The organism is Flavobacterium sp. Leaf82, from assembly GCF_001422725.1.
GTDB lineage: Bacteria > Bacteroidota > Bacteroidia > Flavobacteriales > Flavobacteriaceae > Flavobacterium.
Genome location: NZ_LMMA01000001.1, coordinates 684111 through 706827 on the forward strand (window position 1 = coordinate 684111; position 22717 = coordinate 706827).

Here is a 22717-nt window from a genome sequence, read left to right on the forward strand (position 1 = left end):
TCAGGATTTTTATTGCTCAATTGTTCTAAAAGTCAAATTTACTCTGGGTTTTGATGTTGTTTTAGTTGGTGGTAATCGATGCAGCCAATGTGTTTGCGTTGTGTCTTTCATCACCAATAAACTCCCATGTTCTAAGATTAACGAAACCGTTTCTTTTGATTCTTTATGTTTGAAGGCAAACTTTCTTTCAGCTCCAAAACTTACCGAACCAATTGCACCATTTTTCTTTAAATCCTTTTCGGCATCACTGTGCCAAGCCATTCCTTCATCGCCGGAATGATATAAATTAAGCAAACATGAATTGAATGTTTCTCCTGTTTCCTGTTCAATTACTGCTTTTAACTCCAGAAGTTCCTTCGTCCACGGAAGTGCTTTTTTTGTGGTATTCGAATAAGTATATTCAAAACCAGAATCTCCGTACCACGCTACTTTTCGTTTCGTAACAATTAATTTTCCAAAGATTATGGCTTCGTCATTTTTCCATTCAATATTGTTTAGTAAAACGTCCAGATAATGATTTGACTCTTCTCGAGAAAATAGTTTACCATAATAATTTACAGTCCCGTCTTTAGGAAGCAAATTTGTCGTTTCGTCAGTTTCGGGATTAAACAAGTCCATTTTTCCAGTTTTTATATTCAGTTTTCATACAATGTCCGCAAGGTCTGAAACCATTTTGTTTGGCTTCATTTTCAGATAAAAAAAAGACACGATTTTCGCGTTTCATTCTTTTGCCCGACGAACATTTTAACGTTCCGTAGATTTTTAATTTTTGGTTTCCACCAAAGCAAATTTCCGCATTTTTAATTTTAATTCAAAGATTTGAATCTGAAATTTTATTGTGTTCGATCATTTGTTTGTTTTTTTTTGCCACAGATTAAAGGATTAAAATGATTAAAAAATCTGCTCAATCTGCGTGAAAAAATTATCGGTTTTTATATTGTAGAGACGCACAGCAGTGCGTCTAACTTTTTGGTTTTTTTTGCCACAAATTCACGAATTATTTTTAAAATCTATGCGAATAGAATTACCTTAATTCGTGAATTTGTGGCGAAAAAAAATCAAGAAAGGGCATCATGAAAAATAATTCCTAACGTATGTCGTTCTCCGGAATGTATTTCGCTAACACCATGTTTCATGTTTACACGATAATATCCTTTTGTGCCTTTTACAGGTCTAAAATTAGTTGTAAAAACCAGAATATCTCCTTTTTTAGGTTTCAGGACAATGGCTTTTGATTGTGCTCTGGGCGTTTGTTGCGTTAAAACAAATTCACCGCCCGTAAAATCCTTATCAGGATCATTTAGAAAAAGCACGATTTGAATGGGGAAATAAACATCGCCATATAAATCCTGATGCAAAGTATTGAATCCGCTTTTACCATATTTTAAAATTAAAACAGTTGCTTTAAGTTGATTATTGGCGTGGCATTTTTCTAATAGTTTTTCATGAGTATCCGGAAAAACGGTATTTATATTTAACGCTTTCATCCAGGCATTTGCAATTGGCGCTAATTTAGGATAAATCGAAGATCGAATATCTTGAATTAAATCAGGCAACGGATAATTAAAATATTTGTATTCGCCTAAACCAAAACGATAGCGCTCCATAACCACTGTTTTTCGATATAAAGCAGGATTATCATAATCGAATTTTAAATCTTCACATTGTTCGTTATTAAGCACGTTTGAGATAATGGCAAATCCATTTTCGTGCATAGATTCAGTGATGCTTTCCCAATTAAGAGAAGCAATTTTTGATTGTATATTTTGCATAATAATTTTAGATTGAGATTTTTTTCGCCACTACCCGAGCGATAGCGAACGGACGAAGTAACTCACGAATTATTTTTTTACATTTAAAAAAAAATATACACGGCAGAATTAGTTTAATTCGTGAATTCGTGGCAAAAAAATATGGATTTATTTATGGATTTATCTGTGCGCCTTCCCAGCCAATTATAGCCGTTTTTCGGGTATTTCCCCACATATAACCGCCAAAGGTTCCTGAAGACTGAATTACGCGATGACACGGAATCAAAAAGGCTACAGGATTACTGCCAATCGCAGTTCCAACAGCCCGAGATGCATTTGGTTTCTCGATTTGTTGTGCAATAGAACCATAAGTAGAAAGTTGTCCCATTGGAATTTTAAGCAAGGTTTCCCAAACTTTCAATTGAAAATCAGTTCCTTTTAAGTGCAGTTTTATTTCAGATAATTTACTCCAGTCGTTCTGAAAAATAAACAAGGCATTTTGTTGTGCTAAATCTAATTTTCTGGAGAAACCTGCATTTGGAAATTTATTTTTTAGATCCTGAAATCCAGTTTCTTCATTTTCAGCGAAAGCCATAAAACAAACCCCTTTATTGGTCGAAGCTACAATAATATTCCCAAACGGACTTTCAGCAAAACTGAAATTAATTTCTAAATTTTTACCGCCGTTTTTATATTCTGCCGGAGTCATTCCTTCGATGTTTACAAATAAATCATGAAGCCGGCTTGTTCCTGATAATCCGGTATCATAAGCGGCATCAAATAAAGTGGCGTGATTGTTTTCTTTAAGGATTTTTTTGGCGTGTTCAACACTTATATATTGCAAGAATTTCTTCGGACTGGTTCCTGCCCATTCTGTAAACAAGCGTTGAAAGTGAAACGGACTTAAATGTACTTTTTCAGCAACCTCATCTAAGTTAGGTTGTTCATTAAAGTTGACTTTTATATAATCGATCGCATCTGCAATTCGATTATAATTGATAGTTTCCTGTGTGTTCATTTTTCTTTCAATTTTATAATACAAAGATCGATTGGATTCCGCAGGTATAAAATCCGAAACTTGCGGTGTTTTCTTTAACCACAAAGTACGCTAAGATTTACGCAAAGTACGCAATAGTTTTGCTCGCAAAGACAGGGCAAAGTTTTTTTTCAACATTGTCACCCAGAGCGAAGTCGAAGGGCACAAAGTATGTCGACAAAGATTTGCATAAACTTGAAACCTGGAACTTGAAACAATCTATTTATTAACAATTTAATGCGCGGTAGTTTTCGAGAAAACATTAATAACCACAACACCAATCATAATCAAAGCCAATCCTATTATTGCAGGTAAATCCGGAATCTGTTTAAAGAATATAGCACCAATTATGGTAATCAAAACAATACCAACTCCAGACCAAATTGCATAAGCAATCCCAACCGGAATAGTTCTAATAGCAAAGCTCAAAAAGTAAAACGCAGCAAAATAACCCACAATCGTAACAATGCTTGGAATTAGCTGTGTAAACTGTTCTGATTTTTTTAATGCCGATGTTGCAATGATTTCGAATATAATGGCAATGCCTAAAAAGAAGAAGTTTTTCATATTTGCGTTTTTGCAAAGTTAAGTTTGATTATCTAAGATTGTCTTTGGCTAAAGAAACACTTATTAGCCTATATCCATTTTCAGTTCTTAAAAACTCAAAATGATCTTGTTTTCCATTTTTATTAGAGATCACAATATTTTTTACAGGATATTTCCATTCTTTAGATTGATTGCAATTATTAAAATATTCTTCAAATTCTTTTCCTTCATAAATAAATTGATTTAAGCTTTCAGCGAAAACATTATAATCGCAATTTTTAGTATTAAGTTCCGCTAATTTGGCTTTTATAACTTTATAATTTTTATCGAGAAATGTAGCTTTTGGTTCACTTATCCATCCGTTTGGTTCTTTCCAATAGGTGATTTTATCATAAGAGAATTTCAGCAAATTGCTTTTTGATAAATCAGTAAGTACGTTGGTCTTCAGCCAGAATTTAAATTCCTTGTCAAAATTTATAAACGAATAATATTGTCCGTCAATACCGGCAAAATTTTCTCTTATTTCATCTTTACTTGGCTCTTTTGATTTTTGTAGAGAATAAAAGTTGAGTTCATCGTTATATCCAAAATTTTCGATTAGGATTTTATTATTGGTATCAAGAAGATATTCTTTACCACCAGACCAATAATAATGTCCATCTCCGCCTGGTTCCACTATTTTTTTCGCATCTTTTAATGCGATGATCATTCCGTTTCTTACTCTGGTTAAATCGCTGTATTCAGCAGGAATTACAATTTTTCCGTCACCGTTAAACAATCCCATTTTGTCTGTTTTATAATCCTTAAAACGAATAAAACCTTCGTTCTCGCAATCTGGGCCATTATCAAAAACGTACAAACTATCACGGCCTGTTATTTTGCCGGATTTAGTTAAATAGTAACTTTTCCAGCTTTCATTTACTTCTTCAGAAACTACAATAATATCATCAAATTTATTGGCAGAAGTGAGTCCCATAAATTTGGGTTCTATTTTTACTTTACCGCTTTTATCCTTAAAACCTATATGTGTGGTGTCTTTGTCCCAAAATGAAACCCAGGTATCTTTATTTTGTGCAAACAAAAAAGAGGTTGTAAAAAACAGTGTGTAAAGAATAATACTTTTTTTCATGAGATTTATTTATCGAATATGAATTTCTGCTTCATTGTTTTTGGCTTCATCAAAACAATCAGCACATAATATTTTAAAGTCGGCGTTGGTTTGAAAAACATCAGTCCATTCTTCGCCATTGTCAAGAAGCCATTGTTCGCATTCTCCGCACCAGGCAATTTGCGGAAGATTTTCTTCGGCTTCAGAATAAAAAAAGCCAACCTTTTCTTTTTTATCTATTGCCATCGCAATATGAATACAGGCAAAAGACATATCTTTTGAACCATGTTGTTCACATAAAACTTTTTCAATCATATTTTATTGTTGTCTGTTTAATGAGATTTAATAATAATTTCAAAGATAAGATATAAAAGAAAAACCTTACTATAAATTGATATAGTAAGGGTTTGTTATATTGAAATGTGAAGTTTTTAATTTTTTGCAGCTTTCTTTTGTTGTTCTTTTTCCTCTTTCTCTTTTTGTTTCTTTTCTTTCTCTGCTTCTTTAGTCTTTTTTTCCTCTTCCTGCTTTTTGGTTAGTTCTTCTTTTTCTGCTTTAGAGGTTTCTATTTCTTTTTTGAAATCTTCTATTTTTTTGGCACTCGATTCTAGTTTAGCTTTGCTTTTGTTTAGTTTCTCTTCAGACTTTGCTATCTTTTGTTCCGATTTTTCGATGTTTTTTTGAAGATCAGAATTGTTTTCAGAGTTATTTTTAAGATTAGCCAATTGATCCTGATTTGTCTTTAGATCCGTATTGAGTTCGGCTGTTTTCTTTTCTAGTTTTTGTTTGTTTTTTTCTTCTTTGGCTAATTTATTCTCAGCACTCTGAATTTTATCTGTCTGAGATTTCATGTTGTTTCTCATTTGCCATTGCTGATCTGATGCTCTGCGCTCACTTGCCCATTTTTGATTCTGGTTGTTCATTTGCTGATGCATCGCTCTTGCCTGATTGTTGAATTGTGCAGAAGCAAAAAAAGGTAACATTATTAATAGCATTAAAATAAAACGTGTTCTCATAATTTGGTTTTAGGTTTTTTTTGAATCCAAATGTAAATTATAATTTAAAAAATTATTCAAAAATATCTGATTAATTTTAAGCGTTTTTGAATAATATTTGCCTAGTAAACCCTTAAATAGTGGCACGCTCGGATAATTGTAGATTTTAGATTTCTGATTTTAGATTGAAAAACAAAACCCGATAAGTTTTTAAAACTTATCGGGTTTGATATATGATTTGAAGAAATCTAAAATCTAAAATCTAAAATCAGAAATCTTCAATCTAAAATTATTTAGTATCTGTAGTATTCTGGTTTGAAAGGACCTTCAACCGGAACACCAATATAAGCAGCCTGATCGTCACGTAAAGTTTCCAATTCAACTCCTAATTTAGCTAAGTGCAAAGCAGCAACTTTTTCATCTAAATGTTTAGGTAACATATAAACGTCATTGTTGTAAGCAGCGCTGTTTTTCCATAATTCGATTTGTGCCAGAGTTTGGTTTGTAAATGAGTTACTCATTACAAAACTTGGGTGACCTGTAGCACAACCAAGGTTTACTAAACGACCTTCAGCAAGAATGATGATATCTTTTCCAGCGATAGTATATTTGTCAACCTGAGGTTTGATTTCGATTTTAGATGCACCGTGGTTTTTGTTCAACCAAGCCATATCAATTTCGTTATCAAAGTGTCCGATGTTACAAACAACAGTTTTGTCTTTCATTTGCTCGAAGTGCTCTCCAAGAACGATATCTTTATTTCCAGTAGTTGTAATGATGATATCAGCATTAGCAATTACAGTATTTAATTTTTTAACTTCGTAACCGTCCATTGCAGCTTGTAAAGCACAAATTGGGTCAATTTCAGTGACAGTTACAATAGATCCTGCACCTCTGAAAGAAGCAGCAGTTCCTTTTCCAACATCACCATATCCACAAACGATAACTCTTTTTCCAGCTAACATTAAGTCAGTTGCACGACGTACAGCATCTACAGCAGATTCTTTACAACCGTATTTGTTATCAAATTTAGATTTAGTAACAGAGTCATTAATGTTGATTGCAGGCATTGGTAAAGTTCCGGCTTTTACTCTTTCGTAAAGTCTGTGAACTCCAGTTGTAGTTTCTTCAGACAATCCTTTGATTCCAGGAACCAATTCAGGGAAACGGTCAATAACCATATTTGTTAAATCTCCACCATCATCAAGAATCATGTTCAATGGTTTTCTGTCTTCACCAAAGAATAAAGTTTGCTCAATACACCAGTCAAATGATTGCTCATCTAAACCTTTCCAGGCATAAACCTGAATTCCTGCAGCAGCAATAGCAGCAGCAGCCTGATCCTGAGTAGAGAAAATGTTACAAGAAGACCAGGTAACCTCTGCACCAAGAGCGATTAAAGTTTCGATTAAAACTGCAGTCTGGATCGTCATGTGTAAACATCCAGCGATACGAGCACCTGCAAGAGGTTGTTCGTCTTTATATTCAGCGCGAAGAGCCATTAAACCTGGCATTTCAGCTTCAGCTAATTCAATTTCTTTTCTTCCCCAAGCCGCTAGAGAGATGTCTTTTACTTTGAAAGCCACAAAAGGCGTAGTTGTAGTACTCATTTATAGTATATTTGTAATTGTAAAATTTTTGCAAATTTACGGAATAGGTTTTTAATTTTGACTACTTTCTATAAGATTTGTGAAATGTTTAATTTCTTAATCTTTAGAATATTAGTTGATTACTGCAGCTGTCATATTGCGTATAGTCAAAATAAGAAGCTAATCCTGCTGTCCACTATATCTTTTCCTTGCTAAAGGAGCAAGAAAAAGGATGCCGTTTCCATCAGGGCTAAAAAGACCAGACTTTATATTTGAAACATATAAGCGATATAAGTTCATTTAAAAAGATTTTTAATATTTTAAATTGCTTCTTTAAATATACTTAATTGCGTAAATTTATAATACCAGTTTTCAAACAGCCATATTATATTTACTTATATCACTTATATGGTTTAAAATAACTCATAATTCATAATTAAAAAAGCATGCCTTTATTCCAGACCATACAATTCAATGAAACTACCAAAATCTTAGTTTGGCACATAACCGAATCTTTTGAAGAGTTATTAAGTAAAGTAGTTTTAAAAGAAAAAACACAACTTCGTCTAAACGGAATGAAGTCACAAATGCATCAGCGCGCTTTTTTGAGTGTACGTATGTTGATTCAGGAAATGGGTTTTACAGATAATGATTTGCATTATGACGAATTTGGAAAACCTTATTTTGATTGTCATAATTATATTTCTATTACACATTCGCACAATTTTGCAGCGATAATTGTAAGCCATGAAACAGTAGGTATCGATATGGAATTACAGCGTGAAAAAATCCTTCGTATCGCTGATAAATTTGTCGATGGCGAATTTGATTATTTAAACCCGGATATTTTAGAAGAATACATTAAAAAACTCACCATTATCTGGGGCGCAAAAGAAGCCATATTTAAAATCAGAAACGAAAAAGGAATCAGTTTTAAAGACCATATAAAAGTAGGAGACTTTTCTCTTACCAAAAATCAAACAGAAGCGAGTCTGCATTTTGATAATTTGGTCAAAGATTTTGATGTGCATTACAAAGAAATAAAATCAGATGCATCCGGGCAGGATTTTACTTTGGTATATGCTTTTGAGAAGTAGTTTTTATTCTCAGTTTTCAGTTGCAGTTTTCAGAGGTTGACCACAATCTTGTCATTTCGACCGGAGGGAGAAATCACACAAGAAGCTCTACAAAGATTGGCGATTTTGTTAACGGAATTAATTTAAACTATCTGTAGAAAACTCACTCATTTTCTTGCGATGCTCAAACATACTCATAAACAAAAACGTACTCATTTTTCTAGCGCGTCGTTTTAGCGTATCCGCATTTTCACCTTCAAAATATTCTTCGATAGTCTGAAACCAGTGATTCAGCCAGATTCCAAATACTTCTGCCGTAATATTACTTTCAAAATGAGCGTCTACTTCATTGTGTACCGTTTGCGGATTGCCTTTGTATTTTTTTACTGCAAATAAATTAGTTTCCCAAAAATCAGTAAGTTTTTCCAGATGCGTTTCCCAGTCTTTAATCATCGTATTAAAATAAAAGCCGATCTCTTCATCGGCTCTTATCTTAGCATAGAACTGATGCACTAAATAGGAGATGTCAGCTCTGTTTTCTATTTGTTTTCTCATAGTATAAAACTGTTCAGAAATATAAATAAAACACTTAATAAAGCGCTTAAAATAATAAGGTTAAAAACTACTTTATGTTTCATTTGTGCCAGGATTGAAGTGTTAGCAAAAACGCAGGCTAAAACAATAATCGCCAGTTGAATCATTTGAACAATTGAGGTTCCGTGTGAAAGAATATACATTGCGGCTGCACCGCCTAAACAGCTTTGACCAATTACAGCCATTGCTGCAGAACCCATGTAATTTTTATTGAAATTTTCGAATGTTGTTTGATATAGTGTCATGATATTGTGATTTTTATACCACAAAGGTACATGCACAATACAACTCCATTTTATGACTTTAATCATAAAACAAGAACTTTTTTATCGGTATACTTTTCTGTTTATAATCTTCAAAATACCCTTTTTTTCTAACGCTTTTATAGTTCTAATTACGGTTTCGACCCGTAAACCGGTTAAGTCTCCAATTTGCTGTCTTGTAAAATTGATGAGGTATCCGTTTTCCTCTTTCTTAAAATTAAAATAAGCGATTCCGTGATCGATTAGTTTTAAAATGCGATGTTCGGGTTCTTGCGTAGACATCTCTGCCGCCATAACCGATTTGTAATACAATCGTTGCGCTAAATTCTCGATTATTTTAATACTGACCGTTGCGTTTTCTTCGAGCAATTGCATAAAGCTGCTTTTAGAAAGAAGCAGGATTTGAGCATCTTCAACGGCAATTGCATTAGCAGGATAATTTTGATTTAAAAATAAAGGAGGTTCTCCAAAAGATTGGCCTTTATAGAAAATACCCTGAATAAATTCACGTCCGTCATCATTGTAATTGCTCATTTTTACTTCGCCGGAAATTATTTGATAGTAATGCGTTGGAAGATTGCCTTCTTCAAAAATAATTTCATTTTTATCGAAAGATTTTTTCAGGGCGCCATATTTTTCCAACAAATCAATTGCAATCATAATTTTGTTTTAGCTATAACACAAATATAATTCATTCAAAATAGTTCTTCTACATTAAAAAACTTTTACTTTTACGCCCGTTATGAGACAAAAAATACCCAATATACACCAACAAATTTTGGAAGCGAAAAAGGATGGACAAAAATTACTTGCCATACTTTTAGATCCTGATAAAATTGTTTGGGAAAATTTAGATCATTTATTGCTTAAAATAAATCAATCTCCTGCAACACATGTTTTTGTGGGAGGAAGTATTGTAGAATCTACAATTTTAGAGGAATTAATTGCAGCATTAAAACAAAAAACAAATTTGCCTGTTGTAATATTTCCGGGTAATCCATCACAAATTTCACCTCAGGCCGATGCTATTTTGTTCTTATCGTTATTATCAGGCCGAAATCCGGATTATTTAATAGAATATCAGGTTCAGGCAGCACCAATTCTTAAAAAAACAAATCTTGAGGTAATCTCGACAGGTTATATTTTAATCGAAAGCGGCAATGAAACTGCCGTAGCACGTGTAAGCAAAACGAAACCATTAAACAGAGAAAATTTTGATTTGGTTTTAGCCACTGCACAAGCCGGAGAAATGTTAGGCAATCAATTGATTTATCTGGAAGCCGGAAGCGGGGCAAAGCAACCCGTTCCGCTGGAAATGATAGCGTTAATTGCTCAAAATGTTGATATTCCTATTATTGTTGGAGGAGGAATTGTAGATTTGCACGGAATTCAAAATGCCTATAAAGCAGGCGCAGATCTGGTAGTTATAGGAACTGCTTTTGAAAATGACAGCCATTTTTTTGAATCATAATAGAAACAATCCAAAACAACCCAAACAATGATAGATTTTTTTCTCGAAAGTTACAAAAATGCTCCTCTATGGCATATTGCTTTAGAGTTTCTGGTTTTTGTTTGTGGGATATTAAGCGTTTGGTTTGCTAAAAAAGAAAACATCTGGGTATATCCAACAGGGTTAATTGCCACTTTAATCTCAGTCTATTTATTATATGTTGCGGGTTATATTGGCGATATGATTATTAATGGATATTTCTCTATAATGAGTATATATGGTTGGTATGTTTGGGCAAAAGGAGGAACTGTAGAAGATAATCTGCCTATTACGAGAACTAATACTAACGAAAAAATAATTGGAGTTATACTGTTTTTTGTTACCATTTTTGTAGTTTTCGGAATTTATAAATATTTTGATTATGAGATCAAAAACGACAATTATGTCGATATGATTTCGTCAGGAATATTTTTCGCAGGAATGTGGTATATGGCCAGAAAAAAGATCGAAAACTGGACGCTTTGGATCATTGGTGATATTATTGTAGTGCCTCTTTATGCTTATCGCGGCTTGGGGATGTTGTCGCTTCAGTATTTAATTTTTACAATTTTGGCTATTTCAGCTTATTTAGAATGGAGAAAAATCTTAGACAGCAAAAAACAGCTATCATAAAAATTGCTTTATTTGGTCCTGAAAGTACAGGTAAAACCACATTGGCAAAACAACTTGCGGAATATTACGAAACCGAATGGGTTCCTGAATTTGCACGCGATTATTTGCAGAAAAAATGGGAAGAAAACCAACATATTTGCGTTGCAGATGATATGTTGCCTATTGCTTACGGTCAGGTTGCTTTAGAAAATAAAAAGCTTTCATCAGCAAAAAAATATTTGTTTTCTGATACCAACTTAATGGTTACCAAAGTTTTTTCTGAGATGTATTATGGTTATTCTGATCCGCTTTTAAACGAAGCAGCATTAGAACATGAATACGATTTGTTTTTTCTTACCGATATAGATGTTCCCTGGGAGAAAGATGATATAAGAGATACGCCTGATGGCAGAGAAACGGTATTTTCAGTATTTAAACAAACCCTGATTGATGCCAAAAAGCCTTTTATAACTCTTTCAGGCAATAAGGAAGATCGCTTGGCAAAAGCAATTTCGATTATTGATAATCTATCGATTGCAAAACAACACGGTATTTCATCAGCAGATTTTGTTCAGATTTATGATCATGGAATTTCTTTTGATAAAATTTTGAAACAGTTAGAAGTTTTTAAAAACGGAATACTAAAAAGCAACTTAATTAGTCCGGCTACAATTAATCATGGTATTTTAAGTTTGTCAGAAGCTGAATTTGAAGAAAAAGCTCGTTTTTTTGATCTACAGAAAGAAAAATTTAAACTAAAGAAATTTGTTCCCGCTTCAGGCGCTGCAAGTAGAATGTTTAAGTTTTTAAGCGCTTTTTTAAATGATTTTGATCTTCAGACAGAAACGATCAACGCTTACATCAATAGAAAAAAAGACAGCAATTTGTCTATTTTTATTGTTGCAATGGATAAATTTCCTTTTTTCGAAGCTTTGGATAAAAAACTGAGAGAGATTTACCCTGACTTTGAAACTTTAGACAGAGACTATAAAAACTATTATTTTATAAAAACATTACTGGCTTCAGATTATTTTGATTTTGCAAATAAGCCAAAAGCGGTTTTGCCATTTCATCAATATAAAACGCATATTGCAAACCCCATAGAAGAGCATTTGAATGAATGTGTGCATTATGCCACAGCAAATAAAATATCAAATTTACATTTTACTGTTTCTGAAATACATCAGGATTTGTTTGAAAATGAAGTTGAGATTCTTAAAGGTAAAGTTGAGGCAGTTTCCGGAGTTAAAATAGATATTGGTTATTCTTATCAGCATAAAAGCACAGATTCTATTTGCGTAGATGTAAAAAATATTCCGGTTAGGGACAAAGAGGATAATCTGGTTTTTAGACCAGGCGGACATGGAGCGCTTATCGAAAATTTAAATAAACTTGATTCAGATATTATTTTTATAAAAAACATCGACAATGTAATTCAAAACCATATTGATAAAATTTCATTGTATAAAAAAGCTTTGGCTGGCGTTTTAATTGAAGTACAACAAAAAGTTTTTGGATATTTAAATGCAATCGAAAAGCAGGAAATAAAAGAGAAAGATGTAGAAGAAATTGTTGCATTTTTATTACAGAAGCTAAATGTTGAATTAAATAGTGATTTTAATAAATTTACTTTTGAAAATAAGATCAATAAAATCAAAGATTTACTCGACAGGCCAATTCGGGTTTGCGGAATGGTAAAAAATGAAGGAGAACCCGGAGGAGGACCATTTTGGGTAATGAATGACAAAGGTTTAGTTTCTTTACAGATAGTGGAAACTTCGCAAGTAGATCTTGCAAATAAAAAACAACAGCAAATTCTTGCCGAAGCAACCCATTTTAATCCGGTTGATTTAATTTGCGGAATCAGAAACTACAAAAACGAAAAATTTGATTTATTGAAATTTGTAGATCAAAAAGCAGGGTTTATTGTAGAGAAAAGTGTTGAAGGAAAAATTGTTAAAAGCTACGAATTGCCAGGATTATGGAATGGAGCAATGGCAAATTGGCTCACTATTTTTGTTGCAGTTCCCTTGATTACGTTTAATCCTGTAAAAACGGTAAATGATTTATTAAAACCGGCTCATCAGCCTCAATAATGGATATAGAAAAAATCATATCAGAGTTAAGTTTTAAAGCCGTAAGAAGTAGTGGCGCAGGCGGACAAAACGTGAACAAAGTATCTTCAAAAGTAGTATTGACTTTTGATTTAAATGCTTCTCAGGCTTTGTCTGAAGAGGAGAAACTGCTTTTGCTTACAAATATTGCATCACGTTTGACTACAGAAAATATCCTGATTTTAAATTGTGACGAAGACAGAAGTCAGCTTAAAAATAAAGATATTGTCATTAAACGTTTTTTAGAAATTATCAAAAAAGGATTGTTTGTCCCAAAAATTCGTAAAGCAACCAAAATCCCAAAATCAGTAATTAAAAAACGAATCAAAGACAAAAAGAATATCTCTGAAATCAAACAATCCCGCAGAAAACCAAATTTAGATTAAGGAACATTTTTTGATTTTAATTAAATTAAAAATCTAATTGCCAAACCATCTGAATATCTAAAAATCTTTCCTAAATTTGCCCTGTCTCAAAGGGGTGCTCTAAATAACGAGCTGAGATCATACCCAAAGAACCTGAGCGAGTAATGTCGCTAAGGGAAAAAACGACAATTTTAGCGTGCACACTATATTTTGTCGTGAAACATTTATTAATTTAACAAAAAGAATAATTCCCCCTTTTATTCGTAATTTTTTTACGGATGAAAACATTTTTTGAAAGTACTGAGGTACTAAGTTACAAAGGTTCTAAGTCTCATGAATCGACAAGAATCAAACCTATTTTCTTTCTTCTATTTTCTTTTCTCTATTCTCTTTCCTCTATTTCACAAGAACAGGATTCTACAAAAGTCAATAAACTTGATGATGTGTTAGTTTCTGCCGTTCGTGTTACTACAAAAACACCGGTAAGTTTTAGTAATTTGGATAAAAAAGATATTAAATATCGAAATCTTGGTCAGGATATTCCAATCTTGATGAATTATTTACCATCTGTTGTAACTACTTCTGATGCAGGAAATGGTTTTGGTTATACCGGAATCAGAGTTCGTGGAAGCGATGCAACTAGAGTGAATGTTACCATAAACGGAATCCCGTATAATGATGCTGAAAGTCAGGGAACATTTTGGGTAAACATGCCAGATTTTGCTTCTTCTGTAGAGAGTCTGCAATTGCAAAGAGGAGTAGGAACTTCTACGAATGGTTCATCAGCTTTTGGTGCCAGTTTAAACATGTTGACAGATAATTATGCTACTAAAGCTATCGGAGAAGTTTCAAGTTCTTACGGAAGTTTTAATTCGAATAAAAATACAGTAAAATTTAGCACAGGTTTGTTAAATGATCATTTTGAACTTGCGGGCCGTTTGTCTACACTTAAATCAGATGGTTATATCGACAGAGCAAGTTCTGATTTAAAATCATATTTTCTGCAAGGTACTTATGTGGGAAAAACAACTTTGATCAAAGCATTGGTTTTTGGCGGAACCGAGAAAACATATCAATCCTGGAACGGAATCGACGCTGAAACGTTAAATAGCAACAGAACTTATAATTCGGCAGGGCAATATACTGATGAAGCCGGAAATACGCGTTATTATGATAACGAGACAGATAATTACAAGCAAGATCATTATCAGTTGCATTGGAGCGAATCATTCTCTGATAAATGGAGCAGTAACCTGGCGATACATTATACAAAAGGAAAAGGGTATTACGATAATTATAAAGAAGATGCTGATATGGCTGATTATAATTTACAGCCGGTTGGTGCAATAACTACAACCGATTTAGTACGTCAGAAATGGTTAGACAATGATTTTTACGGAACTACTTTTTCTGTAAAATACAAAGAAGAAAAACTGGATGTTATCTTAGGCGGTGGTTGGAATAGATATGAAGGCGATCATTTTGGAAAAGTAATCTGGGCAAGATATGCTTCTCAGTCAGAACCGGGAGATCATTATTATGATGATTCATCGACTAAAACAGATGGAAATATTTTTGCAAAAGCCAATTATCAGTTTACTGAAAAGTTGAGTTTTTATGGTGATTTGCAGTATAGAAATGTAAAGTATAAAGCCAATAGTAATGAAACAGGATTAGTTGATGATAATTTTGATTTCTTTAATCCAAAAGCAGGTTTGAACTATGAAATCAATGGCAGGAATACACTTTATTTTTCATATGCCAGAGCCAATCGTGAGCCTAACAGAACGGATTATGAAGGCGGAAATGTGAAACCCGAAAAATTGAATGATTTTGAATTGGGCTGGAGATTCAATTCAGAGAAATTTCAATTGAACTCGAATGTGTATTATATGGCATACAAAGATCAGTTAATCCTAACAGGAAGACTTGATGATGTTGGAGCTCCCATTCGTGCAAATACCGAAAAAAGTTACCGTTTAGGATTTGAAGTAGATGCTACAATCAAGCTTTCGGAGAAATTTATTCTTAGACCAAACTTTACATTAAGCAGCAATAAAAACCTTGATTTAGCAGTTGAAGGAGAATATTACGGAACAACTAATATTGCTTATTCGCCAAATGTTATCGCAGGAAACATTATTGTCTACAGTCCTTTAGAAAGCTTACATATCTCTTTATTGCAGAAATATGTAGGAGAACAATACATGAATAACATCGAATTACCGGCAGCTAAATTAGCAGATTACTTTGTAAATGATCTGAATATATCTTATGAAATAAAACCAAAATCGATTTTTAAATCTATTATGATTACCGGTTTGGTAAATAATATTTTAGATAAAAAGTATGTTTCAAACGGATATATGTATGACGTTTATCCATACTATTATCCTCAGGCAGGAATAAATTTTCTGGCAGGATTAACGCTGAAATTCTAGAATATTCAAAAATTAAAAAAGCCTGAAAATCTAAACTTTCAGGCTTTTTTAATTTTAATTATATACGTGAATTACCGTTCCTATAACTTCGACTCTATATTGTTTTAACGGATATTCTTTTCCGCCAAGTCCGGTAAACAAACTATATTCTGCTTTATCGCAAGAGCAAATTGCATTTATACCATTAATTGTCATAGCTGTGCATGAAGTCAACGCCTGATTAGGACAAGCTGCATCAAATGCATTATAACCACTTCCTGCATTAAAAATAATAACTCCCTTTGCACCGTAATTTGGAATAATAACGCCGTTGCTTACAAATTTAAGATTTGAATAAGCAGGCAAATTCATATCAACTGATAAATTAACAGAATAACTAGGAATGTAAGGATTTTTATTCCTGGTGTCATTATCACTACAAGAAAAAAGGATAGAAACAAATACGATTAAGAGCCAGAATTTTTTCATTATTTTAATAAGAATTAGTGAAACAAAAATAATTTATTTAGATTTGATTTTTATATGATTAACATATAATTATGTACTATTAAAAATAATAGTATATTTGTAATACAAAATCCCGTTCCGATGGGATTTTTTGTATTTATATAAACGACGAAGTTATGAGTAAAGTATCTTATTATACAGCAGAAGGATTAAAAAAGTTAAAAGATGAGTTGGAGCATTTAAAAAGTGTAATGCGTCCAAAGGCATCTCAAGATATAGCAGAAGCAAGAGACAAAGGTGATTTATCTGAAAACGCCGAATATGATGCAGCAAAAGAAGCACAAGGTTTGTTAGAAATGAGAATTGCTAAAATGGAAGAAGTATATTCTAACGCAAGATTAATAGACGAATCACAACTGGATGTTTCAAAAGCATTGGTACTTTCGAATGTAAAAATAAAGAACCAAAGCAACGGAATGGAAATGAAATATACGCTTGTTGCTGAAAGTGAAGCGGACTTGAAAACTGGGAAAATCTCAGTAACATCACCTATTGGTAAAGGCTTATTAGGGAAATCTGTTGGAGAAGTAGCCGAAATTACAGTTCCAAACGGAGTATTAAAATTCGAAATATTAGAAATCACAAGAGACTAATTCCTTGCGAGGAACGAAGCAATCTCACTATTAAGATTTAAATCGTTAAACCGATTTAAAGAATAAACAAATAACGAACAAACAATGTCATCAATATTTACCAAAATAGTAAACGGAGAAATTCCTGCATATAAAATTGCTGAAGACGATAATTATTTGGCTTTTTTAGATGTAAACCCAAATGCAAAAGGACACACACTTTGTATTCCTAAACAAGAAATCGATAAGATTTTTGATATGGATGATGAGTTGTATTTAGGATTAATGAAGTTTTCTAAGAAAATTGCAATTGCCTTAGAGAAAACAGTTACTTGCAAAAGAGTTGGGATTGCCGTTGTGGGTTTAGAAGTTCCTCATGCGCACGTACATTTAATTCCGTTAAACGAAATGGATGAAATGCGTTTTCATAACAAGGTAAAACTTTCTAAAGAAGAATTTGAAGCTTTGGCTAAAAGTATTCAGGCGAATTTGTAGTTTGATAATAATTGTTTTGACGGAGTCAGGCTGAGCGAAGTCGAAGCCAAGTCCTGATTGAACATAAAGTGTTTCGACTTCGCTCAACTTGGCAAAAAGTTCAGAAAAAAAACATTAAAAGTGTAGCAAAGTAATTTTTGCTACACTTTTTTATTTAGTGAGATCTGAAAAGTAGTTCCTTTTCCAATTTCAGAATGCAGGACCTTTATTTTTCCACTATGATATTCCTCAACAATACGTTTAGTTAAAGAAAGTCCTAATCCCCAGCCACGTTTTTTTGTAGTAAAGCCCGGTTCGAATATCGTTTTGAATTGTTTTTTAGAAATTCCGGTTCCGGAATCTTTCACATTTATTTTCACATATTGTGCGTCTTGCTCAATTTGAAGATCCAGAGATCCTTTTCCTTTCATGGCGTCAATGGCATTTTTTACCAAATTTTCGATCGTCCAACTATGCAATGTTGGATTTATCATTGCCATAATAGGTTCTTTAGGGGCGTTTTGAGAGAAGGCAACTTGTTTAGAAAAACGCGACTGCAAATATTCATAAGTATCAAGAGTTGCTGCAACAATGTCTTGCTCTTCTAAAACCGGAACAGATCCAATCTTAGAAAAACGATCCGTAATAGTTTGAAGCCGTTCAATATCTTTTTCTATTTCTGTAGTTATCGAAGGATCAATTTCTTCGGTTTTTAATATTTCGACCCATCCAATTAATGACGATAAAGGCGTACCTATTTGATGTGCAGTTTCTTTTGCCATTCCCGCCCAAAGTTTATTTTGAGTCGCCATTTTTGTGCTTCTGTAAAAATTATAAATTAAAGCAGCAAATAAAAAGATAATCAATAGTAAAGCAACGGGATAATATTTGAGTTTATTAAGTAAGGCAGAGTTTCCATAATATACTTCCTGATGTTTTCCGGGAGCATATTCGATCATTATAGGCTCATTTTCGTTTTTCAAATTATTTAAATACGACATAGATTTCTTCTTGTCTGCCAGAATTTCTTCAGGAACATTTACAGAACTAATCACTTTGTCATACATCGTCAGCATAACAGGAACGGACGTGTTATTGTTTAAAATATTAAGTGGTAAATCTAAGTCTGTGTTTTCATCTGCGTTAACCAATGTTTTTTGTGCATTTGCCCAAAGGTTCATTTTTAGTCTTTCTTCATTTTTAAAAATTTGAAAAAAAGTATAAGTATTCCACAGAATCAGAGAAATGATTAAAAAGGAAATTGAAATAATGATCCAACGAGTTGTATTTCTACTTTCAGAAAAACGCATAAACTAATTTTTGAGGTATAAATATAACGAAATAAACACATTTAATATTTTGTGGGACTTTAAAAGATTTTTTTGTTTTTAAGTCCTAAACTATTTCTTTGGCAAAAACGATTTCTATACTTTTGTACTTGCCGAAATGAGATTCGGTTAAAACCAAAAAATTTATGATTAGCATCGATCCTAAAGAAATTACTACGGCAAAATTGCAAGGCTATCTGCAAAGTGCTGTCGGACCAAGACCTATTGCATTTGCCAGTACAATTAGTGCAAAGGGAATCCCGAATTTGTCTCCATTTAGTTTCTTTAATGTGTTTAGTGCCAATCCGCCAATTTTAGTTTTCTCACCGGCGCGTCGTGTTCGTGACAATACCGTAAAACATACTTTAATCAATGCCGAAGCAACTCGTGAAGTTGTGATAAACGTAGTTAATTATGATTTGGTACAACAAACTTCATTAGCAAGCACTGAATATGGAGACGGAGTAAATGAATTTATAAAAGCAGGATTAACACAAATTCCGTCAGATTTTGTAAAACCATATCGAGTAAAAGAGTCGCCCGTTCAGTTTGAGTGCAAAGTCACGCAGATTATTCCGTTAGGAGATCAAGGCGGAGCTGGAAATTTGATACTTTGCGAAGTAGTCAAAATTCATATTCACGAAGATGTTTTAGACGAAGACGGAGCTATTGATCAGCATAAAATAGACTTGGTTTCGAGATTAGGAAGTAATTGGTATTCAAGATCTAATCAGGGACTTTTTGAAGTGCCAAAACCCCTGACAACATTAGGAGTTGGTGTAGATGTTATACCAAATTATATCAAGGAAAGCCCCGTTTTTAACGGAAATGATCTTGGAAAATTAGGTAATATTGAAGCCTTGCCTACAAAGGAAGAAGTTAGTATATTTGTGAAAGAAAACTTTTCAGTAAAAGGAGTATTAAGCTCGGATGATCAGGAAAAGGTACATCTGGAAGCTAAAAAATACCTGAACAATGATGATATTTCATCGGCATGGAAAGTGCTTTTAGCAAAAAAATAGAGAACAGAAACAATAATTAATATAGAAGAAGATGGAAGTTACAGGAAAAGTAAAAGTGGTGAACCCAGAGCAACAAGTTAGTGCTGCATTCAAAAAAAGAGAGTTGGTTGTTACCACAGATGAGCAGTATCCACAGCATATTTTGATCGAATTTACGCAAGATAAATGTGATTTATTAAGTAGCTACAAACAAGGTGAGGCAGTAAAAGTTTCTATCAATTTAAGAGGAAGAGAATGGGTTAATCCACAAGGAGAAACCAGATATTTCAATAGTATTCAAGGTTGGAGAATCGAAAGATTAGCACCAGAAGGTCCTGGACAAACTCCTCCAATGCCTGCTGCAGAAGCTTTTGCTCCGGCAACTAATTTAAACGAAGACGAACCAGACGATTTACCGTTCTAATAAGTTTAAATCTCAAAAATTAAATTCCAAATTCCAATTCATAAATATGTAATTGGAGTTTGGAATTTTGTTTTTACTCTCGGTTTTTGTCAAATGCCAAGGTTGTAAGGAACTTTATTATTACACAAAACAACCATAATAATTGTCATTTCGACGAAGGAGAAATCTTCGCGAGGAGCTCGACAAAGATTGGGTTTTCGTTGCGGAGTTTCTTACGGAGATTTCTCCTTCGTCAAAATGACAATATGAATACAGATATTTAAGAAATTTGGAATTTTATCTAAAAAATGTACTACATAATCAAAGACTTATTTTTTCCTCCAGTTTCAGAGTCCGATGAAGAAGGAATTCTTGCCATTGGTGGCGACTTAGATCCGGAAAGATTGAAATTAGCTTACAAAAGCGGAATTTTTCCTTGGTTTAATGAAGGAGATCCAATTATTTGGTGGTCACCTGATCCAAGAATGGTTTTGTTTCCGGATGAATTAATTGTATCTAAAAGTATGCGGAATATCTTGAATAGAAATCAGTTTAAAGTTACGTTTAATCAAAGCTTTAGAGACGTAATTTCGAATTGTAAAAACATCACGCGTGATGGACAAAACGGAACCTGGATTTCCAACGAAATGGTTGATGCTTATTGTAAATTGAATGAAAAGGGAATTGCAAAATCTGTTGAAGTTTGGCAAGATGAGGTTTTAGTTGGAGGTTTATATGGTATCGATTTAGGTCATGTTTTTTGCGGAGAAAGTATGTTTTCGAAAGTATCAAATGCATCAAAAACAGCTTTCATTGCTTTGGTGAATTATTTAAAAAAAGAGAATTACAAACTTTTGGATTGTCAGGTTTATAATCCGCATTTAGAAAGTTTAGGCTGCCGCGAAATCGATCGTGAAGAATTTATGTCTATATTAAAAAGTAACAACAATGAGCGCAATTTATAGTGTAAAAGAGATTTATATCTATCCGATAAAAAGTTTAGCCGGAATTAGCTGTGAGAATGCCGTAGCACAAGAAATGGGCTTTGAAAATGACCGCAGATGGATGTTGGTTGATAGTGAAAATCAAATGATAACTCAAAGAGAACACCGAATCATGAGTCAGTTTTATCCACAAATTTCAAATGGAAAAATCAGCATTACTTTTCAGGATCAAAAGCATGAATTTTATATTGATGAACATCTAGAAAACTCATTAAATGTTAATGTTTGGGATGATAAAAGCGAAGTCGTTGAGGTAAATCACACCACTTCAAAATGGTTTAGTGAACACTTGGGATTTGAATGCAAACTCGTTAAAATTATTAGAATTGGAGACCGTAAACATGAAAGTTCTACATCAAAAGAAATTTTCAATGTAAGTCTGGCTGATGGATATCCGTATTTATTAATTGGAACTAAAAGCTTGGATTTTCTAAATGAAAAATTAACAGATAAAATTACCGTTTTAAGATTCCGTCCCAATATTGTAATAAGCAGCCAGAATCCTCATGAAGAAGATGATTTTGATACTTTTAAAATTGGAGAAGTTCAGTTTAAAAATATAAAACCCTGCGGAAGATGTATCATGGTGAATAATGATCCTGAAAATGGTAAATTAAAAAAAGAACCTCTTAAAACCTTAAGTAAATATCGAGTTGTTAATCATTCTGTTTTATTCGGGACAAATATTGTGAGTTTAAATTCTGGTATTATTAATGTTGGTGATGAAATTATTTTTTAGAAATTCAGTTTTGTAAAACTCCAGTTTAAGGTATTAAAAAGTACCAATTCATTTTTTAAAGTAGGTAATTCCAGAATTAACTTAAGAGTTTCGTGCGCCATCATGGTACCAATAATTCCGGGTAAAGTTCCTAAAACACCATTCAAATTACAATTAGGCACATCTTTTGGATCTGGCATTTCAGGAAATAAATCACGTAAATTTTTACTTCCATTATGATTGAAAACCGCAACTTGTCCTTCAAATTTTAAAATACTTCCGTAAACTAACGGTTTTTGTAAAGTCACACAAGTATCGTTTACCAAATAACGCGTTGTAAAATTGTCTGAACCATCTACGACAATATCATATTGTTCAATGATTTTTGATGCATTTTCTAAAGTCAGTTTCTCAGTAATAGCTTCAACTTTTATCAAAGGATTTAATTCTGAAAGAACTTCTTTGGCAACAACAGCTTTCAGTTGACCAATTTCGTTTTCGGTATATAAAATCTGGCGATGCAAATTATGAATTTCGATAGTATCAAAATCGATAATTCCAATAAAGCCAACTCCGGCAGTCGAAATATATTGTAGAATCGGACAGCCTAAACCTCCGGCGCCAATAACCAAAACTTTAGCTTTTTTTAGTTTTTCCTGTCCTTCGTCACCAATTTCAGGTAATATGGTTTGTCTGTTATAGCGAAGGAATTCTTGTATGATGCTCATTTA

General features: G+C 33.1%; 27 protein-coding genes. 12 read left to right on the top strand and 15 right to left on the bottom strand.

Features of this window, described 5'->3' with window-relative positions:
* Window positions 1-9: 9 nt before the first annotated feature.
* The 9 genes from ASF10_RS02835 to ahcY all read right to left on the bottom strand — a co-directional run bounded on the left by ASF10_RS02835 (window position 10) and on the right by ahcY (window position 7046).
* Window positions 10-618: an alpha-ketoglutarate-dependent dioxygenase AlkB family protein gene (locus ASF10_RS02835; protein ID WP_056245134.1), complete on the bottom strand. Its 609-nt coding sequence runs from the start codon at window positions 616-618 to the stop codon at window positions 10-12.
* Window positions 605-811, bottom strand: a complete 207-nt coding sequence (locus ASF10_RS02840; RefSeq protein ID WP_241774898.1) for an Ada metal-binding domain-containing protein — start codon at window positions 809-811, stop codon at window positions 605-607. Before ASF10_RS02840 ends, ASF10_RS02835 begins: the two co-directional genes overlap by 14 nt.
* A 247-nt stretch (window positions 812-1058) precedes the next feature.
* Window positions 1059-1772, bottom strand: a complete 714-nt coding sequence (locus tag ASF10_RS02845; RefSeq protein ID WP_056245137.1) for a 2OG-Fe(II) oxygenase — start codon at window positions 1770-1772, stop codon at window positions 1059-1061.
* 151 nt (window positions 1773-1923) lie between these two features.
* A complete protein-coding gene (locus tag ASF10_RS02850; protein WP_056245589.1) occupies window positions 1924-2769 on the bottom strand; it encodes a bifunctional helix-turn-helix domain-containing protein/methylated-DNA--[protein]-cysteine S-methyltransferase in 846 nt (281 codons plus the stop codon).
* 252 nt (window positions 2770-3021) lie between these two features.
* Window positions 3022-3354 (bottom strand): DMT family transporter, encoded by a 333-nt coding sequence (locus ASF10_RS02855; protein WP_056245140.1) that lies wholly within the window; start codon window positions 3352-3354, stop codon window positions 3022-3024.
* A gap of 28 nt (window positions 3355-3382) precedes the next feature.
* Complete coding sequence (locus ASF10_RS02860) at window positions 3383-4462, bottom strand: WG repeat-containing protein (RefSeq protein WP_056245142.1); 1080 nt, start codon at window positions 4460-4462, stop codon at window positions 3383-3385.
* Between the two features lie 9 nt (window positions 4463-4471).
* Window positions 4472-4756 carry a hypothetical protein gene (locus ASF10_RS02865; protein WP_056245145.1) on the bottom strand — a complete coding sequence of 95 codons (285 nt, stop codon included), beginning with the start codon at window positions 4754-4756 and terminating at the stop codon, window positions 4472-4474.
* Window positions 4757-4872: 116 nt separating this feature from the next.
* The gene (locus tag ASF10_RS02870) at window positions 4873-5457 is read right to left on the bottom strand and encodes a hypothetical protein (RefSeq protein WP_056245148.1); all 585 of its coding nucleotides are present in this window, start codon (window positions 5455-5457) and stop codon (window positions 4873-4875) included.
* 272 nt (window positions 5458-5729) lie between these two features.
* The gene (ahcY, locus tag ASF10_RS02875) at window positions 5730-7046 is read right to left on the bottom strand and encodes an adenosylhomocysteinase (protein WP_056245149.1); all 1317 of its coding nucleotides are present in this window, start codon (window positions 7044-7046) and stop codon (window positions 5730-5732) included.
* 425 nt (window positions 7047-7471) lie between these two features.
* On the opposite strand from ahcY, the gene ASF10_RS02880 reads away from it, so the two are divergent.
* The gene (locus ASF10_RS02880) at window positions 7472-8122 is read left to right on the top strand and encodes a 4'-phosphopantetheinyl transferase family protein (RefSeq protein ID WP_056245152.1); all 651 of its coding nucleotides are present in this window, start codon (window positions 7472-7474) and stop codon (window positions 8120-8122) included.
* Window positions 8123-8239: 117 nt separating this feature from the next.
* Here ASF10_RS02880 and ASF10_RS02885 read toward each other — a convergent pair whose 3' ends face one another.
* The 3 genes from ASF10_RS02885 to ASF10_RS02895 all read right to left on the bottom strand — a co-directional run bounded on the left by ASF10_RS02885 (window position 8240) and on the right by ASF10_RS02895 (window position 9618).
* On the bottom strand, window positions 8240-8656 hold the full coding sequence (locus ASF10_RS02885; RefSeq protein WP_056245154.1) for a group III truncated hemoglobin: 417 nt from the start codon (window positions 8654-8656) through the stop codon (window positions 8240-8242).
* Window positions 8653-8940 (bottom strand): hypothetical protein, encoded by a 288-nt coding sequence (locus tag ASF10_RS02890; protein WP_056245159.1) that lies wholly within the window; start codon window positions 8938-8940, stop codon window positions 8653-8655. Before ASF10_RS02890 ends, ASF10_RS02885 begins: the two co-directional genes overlap by 4 nt.
* 81 nt (window positions 8941-9021) lie before the next feature.
* Complete coding sequence (locus ASF10_RS02895) at window positions 9022-9618, bottom strand: Crp/Fnr family transcriptional regulator (RefSeq protein ID WP_056245162.1); 597 nt, start codon at window positions 9616-9618, stop codon at window positions 9022-9024.
* 82 nt (window positions 9619-9700) lie between these two features.
* Between ASF10_RS02895 and ASF10_RS02900 the strand changes: the two genes are divergently transcribed.
* The 5 genes from ASF10_RS02900 to ASF10_RS02920 all read left to right on the top strand — a co-directional run bounded on the left by ASF10_RS02900 (window position 9701) and on the right by ASF10_RS02920 (window position 15979).
* The gene (locus ASF10_RS02900; RefSeq protein WP_056245164.1) at window positions 9701-10429 is read left to right on the top strand and encodes a geranylgeranylglyceryl/heptaprenylglyceryl phosphate synthase; all 729 of its coding nucleotides are present in this window, start codon (window positions 9701-9703) and stop codon (window positions 10427-10429) included.
* A gap of 27 nt (window positions 10430-10456) precedes the next feature.
* Window positions 10457-11080 (top strand): nicotinamide riboside transporter PnuC, encoded by a 624-nt coding sequence (gene pnuC, locus ASF10_RS02905; RefSeq protein ID WP_056245166.1) that lies wholly within the window; start codon window positions 10457-10459, stop codon window positions 11078-11080.
* Complete coding sequence (locus ASF10_RS02910; RefSeq protein ID WP_056245169.1) at window positions 11041-13155, top strand: DUF4301 family protein; 2115 nt, start codon at window positions 11041-11043, stop codon at window positions 13153-13155. Before pnuC ends, ASF10_RS02910 begins: the two co-directional genes overlap by 40 nt.
* Window positions 13155-13559 carry an alternative ribosome rescue aminoacyl-tRNA hydrolase ArfB gene (gene arfB / locus ASF10_RS02915; RefSeq protein ID WP_056245172.1) on the top strand — a complete coding sequence of 135 codons (405 nt, stop codon included), beginning with the start codon at window positions 13155-13157 and terminating at the stop codon, window positions 13557-13559. Before ASF10_RS02910 ends, arfB begins: the two co-directional genes overlap by 1 nt.
* Before the next feature lie 257 nt (window positions 13560-13816).
* Window positions 13817-15979: a TonB-dependent receptor gene (locus tag ASF10_RS02920; protein WP_056245174.1), complete on the top strand. Its 2163-nt coding sequence runs from the start codon at window positions 13817-13819 to the stop codon at window positions 15977-15979.
* A 54-nt stretch (window positions 15980-16033) separates the two neighbouring features.
* Here ASF10_RS02920 and ASF10_RS02925 read toward each other — a convergent pair whose 3' ends face one another.
* Complete coding sequence (locus ASF10_RS02925; RefSeq protein ID WP_056245176.1) at window positions 16034-16447, bottom strand: Rieske (2Fe-2S) protein; 414 nt, start codon at window positions 16445-16447, stop codon at window positions 16034-16036.
* Between the two features lie 155 nt (window positions 16448-16602).
* On the opposite strand from ASF10_RS02925, the gene greA reads away from it, so the two are divergent.
* Window positions 16603-17079 carry a transcription elongation factor GreA gene (greA, locus tag ASF10_RS02930; RefSeq protein WP_056245179.1) on the top strand — a complete coding sequence of 159 codons (477 nt, stop codon included), beginning with the start codon at window positions 16603-16605 and terminating at the stop codon, window positions 17077-17079.
* An 84-nt stretch (window positions 17080-17163) separates the two neighbouring features.
* Window positions 17164-17553: an HIT family protein gene (locus ASF10_RS02935; protein ID WP_056245181.1), complete on the top strand. Its 390-nt coding sequence runs from the start codon at window positions 17164-17166 to the stop codon at window positions 17551-17553.
* A gap of 140 nt (window positions 17554-17693) precedes the next feature.
* On the opposite strand, the gene ASF10_RS02940 is transcribed toward ASF10_RS02935, so the two are convergent.
* A complete protein-coding gene (locus tag ASF10_RS02940) occupies window positions 17694-18842 on the bottom strand; it encodes a sensor histidine kinase (protein ID WP_056245184.1) in 1149 nt (382 codons plus the stop codon).
* A gap of 164 nt (window positions 18843-19006) precedes the next feature.
* Between ASF10_RS02940 and ASF10_RS02945 the strand changes: the two genes are divergently transcribed.
* From ASF10_RS02945 to ASF10_RS02960, 4 genes are all read left to right on the top strand, one after another.
* Complete coding sequence (locus tag ASF10_RS02945) at window positions 19007-19882, top strand: flavin reductase family protein (protein ID WP_056245187.1); 876 nt, start codon at window positions 19007-19009, stop codon at window positions 19880-19882.
* A 31-nt stretch (window positions 19883-19913) separates the two neighbouring features.
* Window positions 19914-20285 carry a DUF3127 domain-containing protein gene (locus ASF10_RS02950; protein ID WP_017497965.1) on the top strand — a complete coding sequence of 124 codons (372 nt, stop codon included), beginning with the start codon at window positions 19914-19916 and terminating at the stop codon, window positions 20283-20285.
* A 287-nt stretch (window positions 20286-20572) separates the two neighbouring features.
* Window positions 20573-21229, top strand: a complete 657-nt coding sequence (gene aat / locus ASF10_RS02955; RefSeq protein ID WP_056245190.1) for a leucyl/phenylalanyl-tRNA--protein transferase — start codon at window positions 20573-20575, stop codon at window positions 21227-21229.
* Window positions 21213-22007, top strand: coding sequence for an MOSC domain-containing protein (locus ASF10_RS02960; RefSeq protein ID WP_056245194.1), 795 nt, complete (start codon window positions 21213-21215; stop codon window positions 22005-22007). Before aat ends, ASF10_RS02960 begins: the two co-directional genes overlap by 17 nt.
* Here ASF10_RS02960 and ASF10_RS02965 read toward each other — a convergent pair.
* On the bottom strand, window positions 22004-22714 hold the full coding sequence (locus tag ASF10_RS02965; protein ID WP_056245196.1) for a HesA/MoeB/ThiF family protein: 711 nt from the start codon (window positions 22712-22714) through the stop codon (window positions 22004-22006). The two genes, ASF10_RS02960 and ASF10_RS02965, sit on opposite strands and share 4 nt — an antisense overlap.
* Window positions 22715-22717 lie beyond the last annotated feature (3 nt).